This window comes from Methylobacterium sp. P3_A11 (genome assembly GCF_056403155.1).
The window spans coordinates 1-14,050 of the sequence record NZ_JBFUGA010000023.1; the positions used below are offsets into that span (position 1 = coordinate 1).

General features: G+C 69.5%; 13 protein-coding genes and 1 pseudogene. 6 read left to right on the forward strand and 8 right to left on the reverse strand.

The annotated features are described in order from the left end of the window. Positions 1 to 677: pseudogene (locus AC1DXK_RS09995) on the forward strand (serine protease); the annotation flags it as partial. 119 nt (positions 678 to 796) lie between these two features. On the opposite strand, the gene AC1DXK_RS10000 reads toward AC1DXK_RS09995, so the two are convergent. The 7 genes from AC1DXK_RS10000 to AC1DXK_RS10030 form a co-directional block, all read right to left on the reverse strand. Beyond that, positions 797 to 952, reverse strand: a complete 156-nt coding sequence (locus AC1DXK_RS10000; RefSeq protein WP_091716874.1) for a DUF3309 domain-containing protein — start codon at positions 950 to 952, stop codon at positions 797 to 799. A 121-nt stretch (positions 953 to 1,073) separates the two neighbouring features. After that, positions 1,074 to 2,123: a cysteine synthase A gene (locus tag AC1DXK_RS10005; RefSeq protein ID WP_457106277.1), complete on the reverse strand. Its 1,050-nt coding sequence runs from the start codon at positions 2,121 to 2,123 to the stop codon at positions 1,074 to 1,076. Positions 2,124 to 2,162: 39 nt separating this feature from the next. Then, entirely contained in the window at positions 2,163 to 3,146 is a 984-nt protein-coding gene (locus AC1DXK_RS10010; protein ID WP_457106336.1) for a sulfate/molybdate ABC transporter ATP-binding protein, read from the reverse strand. A gap of 58 nt (positions 3,147 to 3,204) precedes the next feature. Then, positions 3,205 to 4,086 carry a sulfate ABC transporter permease subunit CysW gene (gene cysW / locus AC1DXK_RS10015; protein WP_457106278.1) on the reverse strand — a complete coding sequence of 294 codons (882 nt, stop codon included), beginning with the start codon at positions 4,084 to 4,086 and terminating at the stop codon, positions 3,205 to 3,207. Next, a complete protein-coding gene (gene cysT / locus AC1DXK_RS10020) occupies positions 4,079 to 4,933 on the reverse strand; it encodes a sulfate ABC transporter permease subunit CysT (RefSeq protein ID WP_457106279.1) in 855 nt (284 codons plus the stop codon). Before cysT ends, cysW begins: the two co-directional genes overlap by 8 nt. A 12-nt stretch (positions 4,934 to 4,945) precedes the next feature. Continuing rightward, positions 4,946 to 5,983 carry a sulfate ABC transporter substrate-binding protein gene (locus AC1DXK_RS10025; RefSeq protein ID WP_457106280.1) on the reverse strand — a complete coding sequence of 346 codons (1,038 nt, stop codon included), beginning with the start codon at positions 5,981 to 5,983 and terminating at the stop codon, positions 4,946 to 4,948. A gap of 571 nt (positions 5,984 to 6,554) precedes the next feature. Then, the gene (locus AC1DXK_RS10030) at positions 6,555 to 6,740 is read right to left on the reverse strand and encodes a hypothetical protein (RefSeq protein WP_457106281.1); all 186 of its coding nucleotides are present in this window, start codon (positions 6,738 to 6,740) and stop codon (positions 6,555 to 6,557) included. Positions 6,741 to 6,918: 178 nt separating this feature from the next. On the opposite strand from AC1DXK_RS10030, the gene AC1DXK_RS10035 reads away from it, so the two are divergent. The 5 genes from AC1DXK_RS10035 to fdhE all read left to right on the forward strand — a co-directional run bounded on the left by AC1DXK_RS10035 (position 6,919) and on the right by fdhE (position 13,488). Continuing rightward, entirely contained in the window at positions 6,919 to 7,269 is a 351-nt protein-coding gene (locus AC1DXK_RS10035) for a hypothetical protein (protein ID WP_457106282.1), read from the forward strand. Positions 7,270 to 7,425: 156 nt separating this feature from the next. Then, positions 7,426 to 10,506, forward strand: a complete 3,081-nt coding sequence (gene fdnG / locus AC1DXK_RS10040) for a formate dehydrogenase-N subunit alpha (protein WP_477297656.1) — start codon at positions 7,426 to 7,428, stop codon at positions 10,504 to 10,506. A gap of 14 nt (positions 10,507 to 10,520) precedes the next feature. Continuing rightward, a complete protein-coding gene (gene fdxH / locus AC1DXK_RS10045; protein ID WP_457106284.1) occupies positions 10,521 to 11,456 on the forward strand; it encodes a formate dehydrogenase subunit beta in 936 nt (311 codons plus the stop codon). A 309-nt stretch (positions 11,457 to 11,765) separates the two neighbouring features. After that, the gene (locus tag AC1DXK_RS10050) at positions 11,766 to 12,488 is read left to right on the forward strand and encodes a formate dehydrogenase subunit gamma (RefSeq protein ID WP_457106285.1); all 723 of its coding nucleotides are present in this window, start codon (positions 11,766 to 11,768) and stop codon (positions 12,486 to 12,488) included. 4 nt (positions 12,489 to 12,492) lie between these two features. Beyond that, entirely contained in the window at positions 12,493 to 13,488 is a 996-nt protein-coding gene (gene fdhE / locus AC1DXK_RS10055; RefSeq protein ID WP_477297658.1) for a formate dehydrogenase accessory protein FdhE, read from the forward strand. Positions 13,489 to 13,635: 147 nt separating this feature from the next. Here fdhE and AC1DXK_RS10060 read toward each other — a convergent pair whose 3' ends face one another. After that, the gene (locus AC1DXK_RS10060) at positions 13,636 to 13,980 is read right to left on the reverse strand and encodes a hypothetical protein (RefSeq protein WP_457106287.1); all 345 of its coding nucleotides are present in this window, start codon (positions 13,978 to 13,980) and stop codon (positions 13,636 to 13,638) included. Between the last annotated feature and the right edge of the window lie 70 nt (positions 13,981 to 14,050).

Sequence of the window (14,050 nt, forward strand, 5' to 3'; positions counted from 1 at the left end):
CCGCGCCAGGGCCGTCCGGCCCGGCCGCCGCGCCGCCGCTCCGCGCCGCCGGCCCGCAAGTCCCTGTACCGCAAGCCTCCGTACCGCAAGTCCCATTACCGCGTGCCCCCGCCCAACCCGGGCCGGCCGCCCTCACGGCCGCATCCGCAGTGGGCGCCGGCCTCACGGTGGCGCCGGGCCGGGTGCTGACCGCCGCGGCCGTGATCGAGGGGTGTGCGAACCTCCGCGTCGGGTCGGCGCCGGCGCGGGTTCTCGCGACCGATCCGGCGGGCCTCGCGCTCCTCGACGGGCCTGGAGCCCCTGCCCCGCTCCGGCCGGCTACGCGGACCGAGCCGGTCGGTGCCGGGGACGGCCTGATCGCCCTCGCGCCGGGGCCGGACGGGATCCAGGCCGCCCCCGGCGAGGCGCGCGGGGACGATCTGCTCTCGGCCCTCCAGCCGGGCTCCGGTGGCGCGCCGGTGCTGGACCGGGCGGGCGCCCTCGTCGGGCTCGTCGCCCGCTATCCCGCGGCGCCGCGCCGGGTCGCCGGGGTGGTGCCGCCCGCGCGCCTGCCGCTGGTGCCGGCGCGGGCGGTTTCGGCGTTCCTGGCCGCTCAGGGCTTGCCCGAAGCGACGCCGAGTCGGGAGGGTGGCCCCGGCGCGGTCGCCGCCGCGGTGGTGGGAATCACCTGCCGCTGAGCCGGTCCCGCGAAGGGCGCCCCCGCGGTTCGGCGGCACCTCGCAGCCCCGCCAGGGCGCGGGCGGACGAAGCGCCGGCCTGTCTGCGCGCCGCTTCGTCCGCTTTCGCGGGATCCGGCTTACAGCCGGCCGGTCACCAGCAGCACGATCAGCACGATGAGCAGGATGCCGCCGAGGCCGAAGCCGGGGCCACGATACGCGCCGCCGCCGAGGAAGCCGCCGCCACCGAAGGCCAGGATGATCAGGATGATGAGTATGATGGTGACGAGGGACATGGTCGACTTCTCCGGACCGTCGCGCTTATGCGAGCGTGACCGTTCAAACGCTGCGACAATCCGTTCCGTTCAACGCAAAGCCACGCTTTTATGAGGAAAGTTCGGGATGGGGTCCCGCGCCCTAGGCGTGCCAGTCCGGCAGCGGATCCTGCGGCGCGTCGAGCCAGGCCGGAACCGGCAGGTCGCGTTCGGCGAGGAAGGCCGGGTTGAACAGCTTCGAGGCGTAGCGCGCCGCCCCGTCGCAGAGGATCGTCACGACGGTGTGGCCGGGTCCCAGCTCCCGGGCCAGCCGGATCGCCCCGGCGACGTTGATGCCGGACGAGCCACCCAACGACAGCCCCTCTTCCCGCATCAGCGCGAACACGATGTCGAGGGCCTCCCGGTCGGGGACGCGGAAGGCGCTGTCGGGCGTGAAGCCCGCGAGGTTGCGGGTGATGCGCCCCTGGCCGATCCCCTCGGTGATCGAGGAGCCCTCGGCCTTCAACGTCCCGGTCGTGTAGTGGGCGTAGAGGGCCGAGCCCTCCGGGTCGGACAGGGCGATCCGCACCTGCGGGTTGCGGGCGCGCAGGGCTTCGGCGGTGCCGGCGAGGGTTCCGCCGGTCCCGGCCGCGCAGACGAAGCCGTCGACCCGGCCGCCGGTCTGGTCCCAGATCTCCGGGCCGGTGCCGTCCACATGCGCCTGCCGGTTGGCGACGTTGTCGAACTGGTCGGCGAAGAATGCGCCCGCCGGCTCCGTCGCGGCGAGTTTCTCGGCGAGCCGCCGGGCCACGTGGACGTAGTTGTTCGGGTTGGCGAAGGGCACGGCCGGGACCTCCACCAGCCGGGCGCCCGCGAGCCGCAGGGTCTGCTTCTTCTCCTCGGACTGGGTGACCGGAATGACGATCAGCGTCCGGTAGCCGCGCACCGAGGCCACGAGGGCGAGGCCGATGCCGGTGTTGCCGGCCGTGCCTTCCACGATGGTGCCGCCCGGACGGATCAGGCCCTTCGCCTCTGCGTCGCGCACGATGGAGAGGGCGGCGCGGTCCTTCACCGAGAGGCCGGGATTGAGGAACTCGGCCTTGCCGTAGATCGCGCAGCCGGTCTCCTCGGAGGCGCGGCGCAGGCGGATCAGGGGCGTGTGGCCGATGGCGGCGAGGACATCGGGGGCGGGTTCGAGACGCGGTCCAGTCATGGTCGCGAGCCTAGGATGCTGCGCCGCCGCTGGCGAGCCTCATCCGAACACGTGCCCGCCGTTGATCCGCAGCCCGACCGGGTGCCCAGCCGGGTAACGGATGCCGTCGAAATCCTCCACCGCCAGCACGCGCCCCTCCGGATCGACCACCTCGATCCGCTGGCGCCCCTGCGTGCGGTACGAGCTGCGCACGGTGCCGGACAGGTGCGCGGCCTCGGGCTCGGCGAGCTGCAGCTGCCAGGGCCGGACGTAGAGCTTGACGGGGCCGATCACACCGGCCGGCGCCGCCACCGGCGTCTCCCGGCCGCGCACCAGCACCCGGCCGCCCTCGGCGATCGCCTCGACCTCGACGGAATCGCCCAAAAACTTCATCACGGTGGCGGAGGCCGGGTTCTCCTGCACCTCGTCGGGCGTGCCGACCTGCTCCAGCCGGCCGCGGTCGAGCACCGCGACGCGGTCGGACAGCTCCAGGGCCTCGTCCTGGTCGTGGGTCACGAAGATCGTGGTCTGGCCGGTGCGGTCGTGGATCTCGCGCAGCCAGCGGCGCAGATCCTTGCGGACCTGGGCGTCGAGGGCGCCGAAGGGCTCGTCGAGCAGCAGCACGCGGGGCTCCACCGCCAGCGCCCGGGCGAGCGCCACCCGCTGGCGCTGGCCGCCGGAGAGCTGCGACGGGTAGCGGTCGCCGAAGCCCGAGAGCCGGATCAGGTCGAGGAGGTCGCCGACCCGGCGCTTGATCTCGGCCTTGGCGGGGCGGTCCGCCCGGCTGCGCGCGTTCAGTCCGTAGGCGATGTTGTCGGCCACGCTCATGTGCTTGAACAGGGCGTAGTGCTGGAACACGAAGCCCACGGCCCGCTCCTGGACGGCGAGCCCGGTGGCGTCGTCGTCCCCGAACAGGATCCGGCCCCGGTCCGGCGCGTCGAGCCCGGCGATGATCCGCAGCAGCGTCGTCTTGCCCGAGCCCGACGGCCCCAGGAGCCCGATCAGCTCGCCTGCCCGGACGTCGAGGGAGAGGTCGTGCAGCACCGCCGCCGTGTCGAAGGTCTTCGAGACGGCTTCGACCCGGATCGCCGTAGAGGGCCGTTCAGTGAGACCGCCCACCCGCGAGATCCCCCGCGAAGCGCCACTCGAGGACGGATTTGAGGACGAGGGTGATGAGGGCAAGGACGGCGAGGAGCGAAGCGACGGCGAATGCGGCGACGAAGTTGTACTCATTGTAGAGGATCTCCACGTGGAGTGGGATGGTGTTGGTCAGGCCGCGGATGTGGCCCGACACCACCGACACCGCGCCGAACTCGCCCATCGCCCGGGCGTTGCAGAGGAGCACGCTGTAGAGCAGGCCCCAGCGGATGTTGGGCAGCGTCACCGTGCGGAACGCATGCAGGCCCGAGGCGCCGAGCGTCAGCGCCGCCTCCTCCTCGGCCGTGCCCTGCTCCTGCATCAGCGGGATCAGCTCGCGGGCGACGAACGGGAAGGTCACGAACACCGTGGCGAGCACGATCCCCGGCAGCGCGAACAGGATCTGGATGCCGTGGTCGATGAGCCACGAGCCGAACAGGCCCTGGGACCCGAACAGCAGCACGTAGATCATCCCCGAGACTACGGGCGAGACCGAGAACGGCAGGTCGATCAGGGTGATCAGCAGCGACTTGCCGGGGAACTCGAACTTGGCGATCGCCCAGGAGGCCGCGAGCCCGAACACCACGTTGAACGGCACCGCGATCGCCGCCACCGTCAGCGTCAGGCGGATCGCGCTCCAGGCATCGGGCTCCCGGAACGCGTCCAGGAAGGCTGCCAGCCCGTGCGAGAAGGCCTGGGTGAACACCGCGAACAGCGGCAGGACCAGGAACAGGGCCAGGAACGCCACGGCGATCCCGATCAGCACCGCGCGGGTGGCGGCCCGCTCCGAGGCGACCGGGGCCGGCTTGGCAGCCGGCACGAAGGCCGGGGAGAAGATCTCAGACATAGCCGAACCGCCTCCGTGACCACGCCTGGATCAGGTTGATGGCCAGCAGCGTCAGGAACGAGATCCCCAGCATGATCGTGGCGATGGCCGCCGCGCCGCCGTAATCGAACTCGGAGAGCTTGATGACGATCAGCAGCGGCGCGATCTCCGACACGTAGGGCAGGTTGCCGGCGATGAAGATGATCGAGCCGTACTCGCCGACCCCCCGGGCGAAGGCCAGCGCGAAGCCGGTGAGCACCGCCGGGATCAGCGGCGGCAGCACCACCCTGGTGAGCGTGGCGAGCCGCGTCGCCCCGAGGGTGGCGGAGGCCTCCTCGATCTCCTTGTCGATCTCGGCGATCAGCGGCTGCACGGTCCGCACCGCGAAGGGCAGGCCGATGAACACCATGGCGATGAAGATGCCGAGCGGGGTGTAGGCCACCTGGATGCCGAGGCGGGCGAGCGGGGCGCCCAGCAGCCCGTTCGGGGCGTAGAGCGACGCCAGCGCGATGCCGGCGACGGCGGTCGGCAGCGCGAAGGGCAGATCGACCGCCGCATCGACGAGCTTGCGGCCCGGGAAACGGTAGCGGGTCAGCACCCAGGCCACCAGGAAGCCGAACACGGAGGCGACGAGCGCCGCGAGGGCCGAGACGCCGAAGCTGATCCGCAAGGCGCTCGCCACCCGCGGATCGGTGGCGACCTCCCAGATCCCCGAGAGGCCGAGACCCGAGGCCTTCACGACGAGCCCGGCCAGCGGCAGCAGGACGATCAGGCCGAGGCAGGCCAGGGTGTAGCCGAAGCTGATCCCGAAGCCCGGGATCACGCTCGGCCGTCGGAATGTCCGTCTCGGACGGGGCGATGCGACCATGGTTCTCGAGCCTCAGCGGCCAGCGCGGCTCAGACGGTCGAACAGGCCGCCGGCATCGAAGTTCCGCTTCTGGATCTCGTCCCAGGAACCCTGCAGGTCCTCGATCTTGAACAGCGTGATGTCGGCCAGCTGGGCGAGATCGGCCGGCGCAGCCGCCTCCCGGCGGATCGGCCGGTAATGGTGCTTGGCGAAGATCGCCTGGGCGCGGTCGGTGTAGAGGAAGTCGAGATAGGCCTGCGCGGCCTTCGTGGTGCCCTTCCGCGCGGCGTTGACCGTCACGAGGGCCACCGGCGGCTCGGCGTAGATCGAACTCGGCGGCGAGACGATGTCGAACTTGTCGGCACCGAATTCCTGGAGCACCAGATAGGCCTCGTTCTCCCAGGTCGGCAGCACGTCGCCGAGGCCGCGCTGGGCGAAGGTCACCGTCGAGCCGCGGGCGCCGGTGTCGAGGATCGGCACGTTCTTGTAGACTTGCCCGACGAAGGCGTCGGCCTTCGCGGAATCCTTGTCCTGGCCGTAGGCGTAGCCCCAGGCGGCGAGGAAGTTCCAGCGCCCGCCGGCAGAGGTCTTCGGGTTCGGGGTGATCACCTTCACGTCGGGCTTCACGAGGTCGGCCCAGTCCTTGATCCCCTTCGGATTGCCCTTGCGGACCAGGAACACCACCGTCGAGGTGTAGGGAGTCGCCGTGTTCGGCAGCTTGCTGCGCCAGTCGTCCGGGATCTTGTGCGTGAGCTTGGCGATGGCGTCGATGTCCGACGGGATGCCGAGGGTGACCACGTCGGCGTCCACCCCGTCGATGACCGTGCGCGCCTGGGACCCCGAGCCGCCATGCGAGGCCCGCACCGTGATGGCCTCGCCGGTCTTGGCCTTCCAGTCCTCCGCGAAGGCGGCGTTGATCTCCCGGTAGAGTTCGCGGGTGGGATCGTACGAGACGTTGAGCAGCGCGGTCTCTGCGGTCGCCGGCATCACGCAGGCCCAGAGACCGGCTCCGGCCAGCACAGACAGCCCGATCGCCCGAACCATCCGGACCCGACCCGCAGCGTTCGTCATCACGTCCGATCCCCAGCCCTTCGCGGTTGCAGCGCGCAAGAGGGCGCCGCATGGTCCCGAAAATCGTTCGTTTTACCGAACGAAGTCAAGCCCGACGGGCAGCGGCGCGCGGCGCGATGCGATGAGCAGGAGCGACGGATTCCTTCAGAAGGCAAGCGATGTCAGGGGGGTAGCCCACGAGAAGGCATGGATCTTCTCCGGAACCGGTTCGACAAAGAAGAAATTCAATGAGTCGCGCGGTTTCGCAGAACGAACGATCTTAGGTGCGGCGACGCACATCGATCGAGCTTTGCGAGGGCCGACGGAGATCGGGGCGAAGGCCTGAGGCGGAGATCTGGGCGGGGTCCGATCGCGGGGCTGCAGGGCCGACAGTCGGTCCGTGCCTGGCCTCAGCCGGAGGCCGCCGCGTCTCCCGTCATCGGGAGCGGCGAAGTCGGATCGCACGGCTCCGCCGGCAGCAACGCAGGATACCGAACCTGCTGCGCCCGACCGTCAGGCCGAGCCGAACAAGGGCGGGGTCCTGCGCGCACGCAGAGCCGCGCGGTGCGGAAAACCCGGTCGACGCTGCCGCTCAACGCTTCGGCTTGGCGAGCTGGGCGATCAGGGCTTCGAGTCGCTGGTTGGCCGGGGCCGCGAGGGCGTCGGAATAGAAGGTCCGCAGGTTCTGGCCGATATGGCGGCGCACCCCGGGGGGGAGAGGCGCGGTGGCGGCGGTCCGCTCCGGCTCGTCCGGACGCTCTGGATTCGGTTTCGACATGCTCCGAAAGCCTCCGCGTCCCATCCCGAGGAGAATGGCAAAGCTTGGTTAATGAGATGTCACTGTGCAGGCCTTGCGGGCGGCCGTGCGGCGGGTGCGGGACCGGTGTCGCGGCCCGGAACTGGCCCGCCGAGGGGACGTTGCCCGGCTGACCCCTCACGCTGCCCGGAGCCGTACCTTGTCCCGCTCGACGTCGTTCCTTCCGCTGCCGGTCCTCGCTCTCGTCGCGGCGGCCGCGGCGGCCTCGCCCGTCCTCGCCCAGACGCAGCCGGGGGAGATCAAGGGCGTCGACGCGATGGGCGACAAGTCCCGTAGCGCCCAGGACGGCTGGAGCCAGGCGCCCGTTCCCCGGGAGCAGTCGGCCGCCAAGGATGCTCCGAACCCAGGCGGCCAGTCGATCCAGGAGAACGCGAACCGCCCGGTCCCGACAGCCAGCCCCGGCGGTTCCTCCGCCACCGACCCGCAGGCGCCCCTGGAGCACCGCACGGCCGGCCCCTCGGGCATGAATCCCGCCGCGCCCAGCAAGTAAAAAAATCGTTTCTGGCGAGGATGATATTGACCCAGATCAACGTGCTGCTTCGCCCGAGACAGGACGACTCGCTGTGTCACGCAACCGCACTTGCCTCCCACGCGCTTTTTTGGGACACCCTGGAATTATACCAGATTGCTTTTCTGTGAGGCGGAGATGACTGTCCAGGTCTCAAGGCGTGGCCTGCTCAAGGGGGCCGGCGCCGGCCTCGCGGGCGGCTCGCTCGGTGCCCTCGGGTTCGGCGGACTCGAACCGGCTATGGCCGCCGCAGTGCGGCCCTTCAAGCTCGCGCAGATGCGCGAGACCCGCAACACCTGCCCGTACTGCTCGGTGTCGTGCGGCGTCATCCTCTACAGCCTCGGGGACCGTTCGAAGAACGCGCGCTCCTCGGTGATGCACATCGAGGGCGACCCCGATCACCCGATCAACCGCGGCACGCTCTGCCCCAAAGGGTCTGCGCTCCTCGACTTCGTGCACGCCGAGACCCGCACCAAGTACCCGCTGCACCGCGCTCCCGGCTCCTCGGAGTTCAAGCGCGTCTCCTGGGACTTCGCCCTCGACCGGATCGCGAAGCTCATGAAGGAGGACCGGGACAAGAACTTCGTGGCCAAGAACGGCGACCTCGCGGTCAACCGCTGGACCACGATGGGCTTCCTGGGCGCCTCGGCCACCACCAACGAGACGGCCTGGCTCACCTACAAGACCGTTCGAAGCATGGGGGCTCTGGTCTTCGACAATCAGGCCAGGGTTTGACACGGTCCGTCGGTCGCCAGTTTGGCGCCCTCCTTCGGACGCGGTGCGATGACCAACCTCTGGATGGACATCAAGCACGCGGACGTGATCACCGTGATGGGCGGCAATGCCGCCGAGGCGCATCCGTGCGGCTTCAAGTGGGTCGTCGAGGCGAAGGCCCATAACAACGCCAAGCTCATCGTCGTCGACCCGCGCTTCACCCGCACGGCGTCGGTGGCCGATCTCTACTGCCCGATCCGGCAGGGGACCGACATCGCGTTCCTGTCGGGCGTGGCCAAGTACCTGCTCGACAACGACAAGCTGCAGCACCGCTACGTCGCCGCCTACACCAACGCCGGGTACGTGGTCCGCGAGGGCTACGACTTCAGCGAGGGGCTGTTCGCGGGCTACGACGCGGACAAGCGCGACTACGACAAGACCACCTGGGACTACGAGATCGGCCCCGACGGCTACGCCGTAGTCGACGAGACGCTGCAGCACCCGCGCTGCGTGATGCAGCTCCTGAAGAAGCACGTCGCCCTCTACACGCCCGAGATGGTCGAGACGATCTGCGGCTCGCCCAAGGAGACCTTCCTGAAGGTCTGCGAGCTGATGGCGACGACGGCCGCGCCGGACCGGACGATGGCGTCGCTCTATGCCCTGGGCTGGACGCACCATTCCAAGGGCTCGCAGAACATCCGCTCGATGTGCATCGTGCAGACGCTGCTGGGCAACATCGGCATGCTCGGCGGCGGGATGCAGGCGCTGCGCGGTCACTCCAACATTCAGGGGCTGACCGATATCGGGCTGATGTCGAACCTCATCCCGGGGTACCTGAACATCCCGGTGGAGAAGGAGCCCGACTACGCGAGCTACATCGCCAAGCGGCAATTCAAGCCGCTGCGTCCCGGACAGACGAGCTACTGGCAGAACTACAACAAGTTCTTCGTCTCGTTCCAGAAGGCGATGTGGGGCGATTACGCCACCAAGGAGAACGACTGGGCGTACGATTACCTGCCCAAGCTCGACGTGCCGACCTACGACGTGCTGCGCGGGTTCGAGCTCGCCAAGCAGGGCAAGATGACCGGCTACGTCATCCAGGGCTTCAACCCCCTGCTGTCGTTCCCGAACCGCGCCAAGATGACGGAAGCCTTCTCCAAGATGAAGTTCATCGTGGTGATGGATCCGCTCAAGACCGAGACGGCCCGGTTCTGGGAGAACCACGGCGAGTACAACGACGTCGATCCGACCCAAATCCAGACCGAGGTGTTCGAGCTTCCGACCACCCTGTTCGTGGAGGAAGAAGGCTCGCTGTCGAACTCCAGCCGCTGGCTGCAGTGGCACTGGCAGGCGCAGGAGCCGCCGGGCGAGTGCCGCTCGGACATCGAGATCATGTCGGAGATCTTCCTCCGCATGAAGGCGGCGTACAAGAAGGACGGCGGGGCCTTCCCGGACCCGATCGTCAATCTGAAGTGGGACTACGCGATCGCCGAGTCCCCCACGCCGACCGAACTCGCCCGCGAGCTCAACGGCTACACGGTGGCGCCGACCCCGGACCTCAACGGGACGATCATCCCCGCGGGCAAGCAGGTCGACGGCTTCGCCCAGCTCAAGGACGACGGGACGACCGCCTGCGGGTGCTGGATCTACTCGGGCTGCTACACCGAGAAGGGCAACACCATGGCCCGCCGGGACAACACCGATCCTGGCGACCGCGGCATCGCGCCGAACTGGGCCTTCGCGTGGCCGGCCAATCGGCGCGTCCTCTACAACCGCGCCTCGTGCGACCCCGAGGGCCGTCCGTGGTCGGAGAAGAAGAAGCTCATCGAGTGGAACGGCAAGCAGTGGATCGGCTTCGACGTGCCGGACTACGGGGTCACCGTCGCCCCCGATAAGGGTGTCGGCCCGTTCATCCTCAACCAGGAGGGCGTCGCCCGCCTGTGGACCCGCGGTCTCATGCGCGACGGGCCCTTCCCGACGCACTACGAGCCCTTCGAGTCCCCGGTGCAGAACGTCGCCTTCCCGAAGATCAAGGGCGCGCCTGCCGCCCGGATCTTCAAGGACGACCTCGCCGATCTCGGCGACGCGAAGGACTTCCCCTACGCGGCGACGAGCTACCGCCTGACCGAGCACTTCCACGGGTGGACCAAGCACGCCCGGATCAACGCGATCCTCCAGCCGGAGGCCTTCGTGGAGATCTCGGAGGAGCTCGCCAAGGAGAAGGGCATCGCCAAGGGCTCATGGGTCCGCGTCTGGTCGAAGCGCGGCTCCCTGAAAGCCAAGGCCGTGGTGACGAAGCGCATCAAGCCGCTGATCTGCGACGGCAAGCCCGTCCACGTCGTCGGCATCCCGCAGCACTGGGGCTTCATGGGCCTCACCAGGAAAGGGTGGCACCCGAACTCGCTCACGCCGGTCGTGGGCGACGCGAACACCGAGACGCCGGAGTTCAAGGCCTGGCTCGTGAACATCGAGCCGACCACGCCGCCGTCGGACGCGGTCTCGTAAGGGGGAGCTGAATCATGGCCGACTACAGCTCCCTCGACATCCGCCAGCGCTCCGCCTCGACGGAGACGCCGCCGGAGATCCGCCGCCAGGTGGAGGTCGCCAAGCTCATCGACGTGTCGAAGTGCATCGGCTGCAAGGCCTGCCAATCGGCCTGCGAGGAGTGGAACGACCTGCGCGACGACATCGGTGTGAACACCGGCGTCTACCAGAACCCCCACGACCTCACGCCGAAGTCGTGGACCCTGATGCGGTTCACCGAGTACGAGAACCCGGAGACCAACAACCTCGAATGGCTGATCCGCAAGGACGGCTGCATGCACTGCTCCGAGCCGGGCTGCCTGAAGGCCTGCCCGTCGCCCGGGGCGATCGTGCAGTACTCCAACGGCATCGTCGACTTCATCGAGGAGAACTGTATCGGCTGCGGCTACTGCGTGAAGGGCTGCCCGTTCAACATCCCGCGCATCAGCCAGACCGACCACAAGGCGTACAAGTGCACCCTGTGTTCGGACCGGGTGGCGGTGGGTCAGGCTCCGGCCTGCGCCAAGGCCTGCCCGACCGGATCGATCATGTTCGGCACCAAGCAGGCGATGATCGAACAGGCGCAGACCCGCGTCGAGGACCTGAAGTCGCGCGGTTTCGAGCATGCCGGTCTCTATGACCCAGCCGGCGTCGGCGGCACGCACGTCATGTATGTGCTCCACCACGCCGACCAGCCGAGCCTCTATGCGGGCCTGCCGAACGACCCGAAGATCTCGCCGCTCGTCGCCTTCTGGAAGGGCGGCGCCAAGGTGTTCGGTCTCGCCGCCATGGGCTTTGCGGCCGTGGCGGGCTTCTTCCACTACGTGACGGCCGGCCCCAACGAGGTCGTGCCCGAGGAAGAGGAAGAGGCGGTCGAGTACGACGAGGCCAGGCGCCGCGAGACCGGCGGCGGCGAGGTCCGGCCGCACTGAGACGGGTCCCGGGCGGCCGGCGCGGCCCGGGAGACGCAACGCGCCCCCTCTCCCGAGCGGGAGAGAGTCGGGGTAAGGGACGAGACGGTTCAGAGCCGAGCACGCCATCGAAGCGCGCCTGGGGCGAGCCTCCTCCGTAAGCCCACACCCCTCACCCTGCCCTTTCCCGCACGGGAGAGGGGACCCGCGGTCCCTTCTGACGTTGCAGGGATCGGACGACCGAAGACGGCGGGGCCGACAGGCCCTATCTTGACTCACAAAGCCGCCTCCGCCGCCCGCGGAGCCGGCCCGTCAGGCGCGAGAAGGCCGATGACGATCCACAGCGACATCCGAGACGGCGATCCCCGCCCCCTCCACCACGCCAAATCCGAGGCGCCGGAGGTGCTGTACGTCCCGCGCTACACCGGCGTGCAGCGCGTCAACCACTGGATCACCGCGATCCTGTTCACCCTGCTGACCCTATCGGGGCTGGCGATGTTCACGCCCTACCTGTTCTCCCTCACCGGCCTGTTCGGCGGCGGGCAGGCGACCCGGGCGATCCATCCCTGGTTCGGCGTGGCGCTGGCGGTCAGCTTCTTCTTCCTGTTCGTGCGCTTCTGGAAGCTCAACATTCCCAACAGGGACGACGTCGAGTGGACCAAGCACATCGGCGACGTGGTCACCAACCGCGAGGACCGGCTGCCGGAACTCGGCAAGTACAATGCCGGCCAGAAGGGTGTGTTCTGGGGCCAGACCGCGCTGATCGGCGTGATGTTCGTCACTGGCCTCGTGATCTGGAACACCTATTTCGGCGGCCTCACCTCCATCGAGACCCAGCGCTGGGCGCTCCTGGCCCATTCGCTGGCCGCCGTGATCGCCATCGCGATCATCGTGGTCCACGTCTACGCGGGCATCTGGGTGCGCGGCACCGGCCGGGCGATGGTGCGCGGCACGGTCACCGGCGGCTGGGCCTATCGGCATCACCGCAAGTGGTTCCGGCAGATCGTCGGTGGCAAGGCCCGCCACGGCTCGGTGGACAAGCGCGGATCCTGAACGCGTGGCCCGTTTTTTCAAGCGTACGCCCGCGTCGCCCGCCGCGGACGCGAAGACCGCGCAGGCGACGGAGCCGAAGCCCCGCCGCCGCGATTTCAGCGAGCTGAAGCCCGATCCCGACAAGATCGGCATCTCGGGCTCGGTGCCGTTCGTGCGCCTGCCCGATCCGACGACGCTGTTCGCCGACCGGGCCGCGCGCCTGTCGGAGGCCGCGCCCGGGCATCCGCTCGAGGCCTATCTGCGCTTCGTCGCCGAGGTCGCCCGCGCCCAGGCCGTGGTTCAGGCGAAGGGTCCGCCCGTGGCGGCACCCGAGGCTGCCGATCTGGCGCTCCGGAGCGAGCACGGCATGCCGCTCCTGTCTCGGCATAGCCTGGAGGTCGATCGGGGCTTCGACGATTTCCTGCTGGCCCTCCTCGGCGAACTCGACCTCGCCACGGCGCCCGAGGCGTCGGCCGCGGCCCGCGAGACTCTGCGCGGGGCCTCCCGGGAGGACCGCCTCGACCTCGCCCTGCAGGTCTTCGAGGGAGCGCTGCCGGTCGACCGGATCGCCGAGTGCGTGTTCGTGTCGGCGGCCCTGCAGATCCGCCTCGCCGAGCTGGCCGCGCGCCTCGACACCGGCAGCCTGAAGCCGGTCGCCGACGGGGTCTGCCCGTGCTGCGGCGGCGCGCCGGTGGCGAGCGTGATCGTCGCCTGGACCCCGGCCGACAAGGCCCGGTACCTCAGCTGCTCGCTCTGCGGCACGTATTGGAACCACGTCCGGATCCGGTGCACCGCCTGCGGGTCCGGCGAGGGGATCAGCTATTACGGGCTGGACGAGGTCTCGAAGGATGTCCAGGTCGAGAGCTGCACGACCTGTCACAGCTACATCAAGCACCTGCACCAGCACCGGGCGCCATCCCTCGATCCGGTGGCCGACGACATCGCCTCCTATGGGCTCGACCTGAAGATCGCCGAGGAAGGGTTCCGCCGGGCGGGCCTCAACCTGATGTTCGTGATCTAGCCGGAAGGCCGCACCCTCGTCCGGCCCAGCCCTCTCGGGATGCGGGCGCCGGCCTGACATGGCGCGCGATACCAGGGGCTGACTCACCGCGCAGCTTCGACCGACCCCGATCGCACGGGATCAGGATCGGCGGGCGGCGCGGCCGGCTCAGCGGTAACCGAAGCGGCTCTTGGCGGCGGCCAGGAGGTGGAGGGCTTCGCCCGACTTGCCGGCCGAGCATTCCGCCGCAGCCTGGGCGAGGTCGGCGTTGAAGCGGTCGCCCACCGGCTTGTTGAGATTGCCCGTGGCCACGTCGCTGTCGACGATCGCCTTGGTGCGGGCGATCTCGGGACCGCAGCCGCTGCCCGTGGGCAGCGCGATCGGAGCCGGGACGATCGGCGAGGGCTCCGCGACCGCGGGGGCGCTGCGCTGCTGGCAGGCGCCCAGCGCCGCGACGGCGAGGGCGGCGAGGCTGAGGCGCATCGGCAGACGGGACGCGGGCACGGCGATCATCCTGTTGGGGCGCGGGGGGGGCTGCGCCGGCAGGGTTTTGAGCCGAGCGTGGCAGTGGGTCAATCGGCGC

Excerpts from the sequence above, each read along its gene's own strand:
- AC1DXK_RS10000 (WP_091716874.1), bottom strand. The coding sequence starts at position 952 with ATGTCCCTCGTCACCATCATACTCATCATCCTGATCATCCTGGCCTTC.
- AC1DXK_RS10005 (WP_457106277.1), bottom strand. The coding sequence starts at position 2,123 with ATGACTGGACCGCGTCTCGAACCCGCCCCCGATGTCCTCGCCGCCATC.
- cysW (WP_457106278.1), bottom strand. The coding sequence starts at position 4,086 with ATGTCTGAGATCTTCTCCCCGGCCTTCGTGCCGGCTGCCAAGCCGGCC.
- cysT (WP_457106279.1), bottom strand. The coding sequence starts at position 4,933 with ATGGTCGCATCGCCCCGTCCGAGACGGACATTCCGACGGCCGAGCGTG.
- AC1DXK_RS10025 (WP_457106280.1), bottom strand. The coding sequence starts at position 5,983 with ATGACGAACGCTGCGGGTCGGGTCCGGATGGTTCGGGCGATCGGGCTG.
- AC1DXK_RS10030 (WP_457106281.1), bottom strand. The coding sequence starts at position 6,740 with ATGTCGAAACCGAATCCAGAGCGTCCGGACGAGCCGGAGCGGACCGCC.
- fdxH (WP_457106284.1), top strand. The coding sequence starts at position 10,521 with ATGGCCGACTACAGCTCCCTCGACATCCGCCAGCGCTCCGCCTCGACG.
- AC1DXK_RS10050 (WP_457106285.1), top strand. The coding sequence starts at position 11,766 with ATGACGATCCACAGCGACATCCGAGACGGCGATCCCCGCCCCCTCCAC.
- AC1DXK_RS10060 (WP_457106287.1), bottom strand. The coding sequence starts at position 13,980 with ATGATCGCCGTGCCCGCGTCCCGTCTGCCGATGCGCCTCAGCCTCGCC.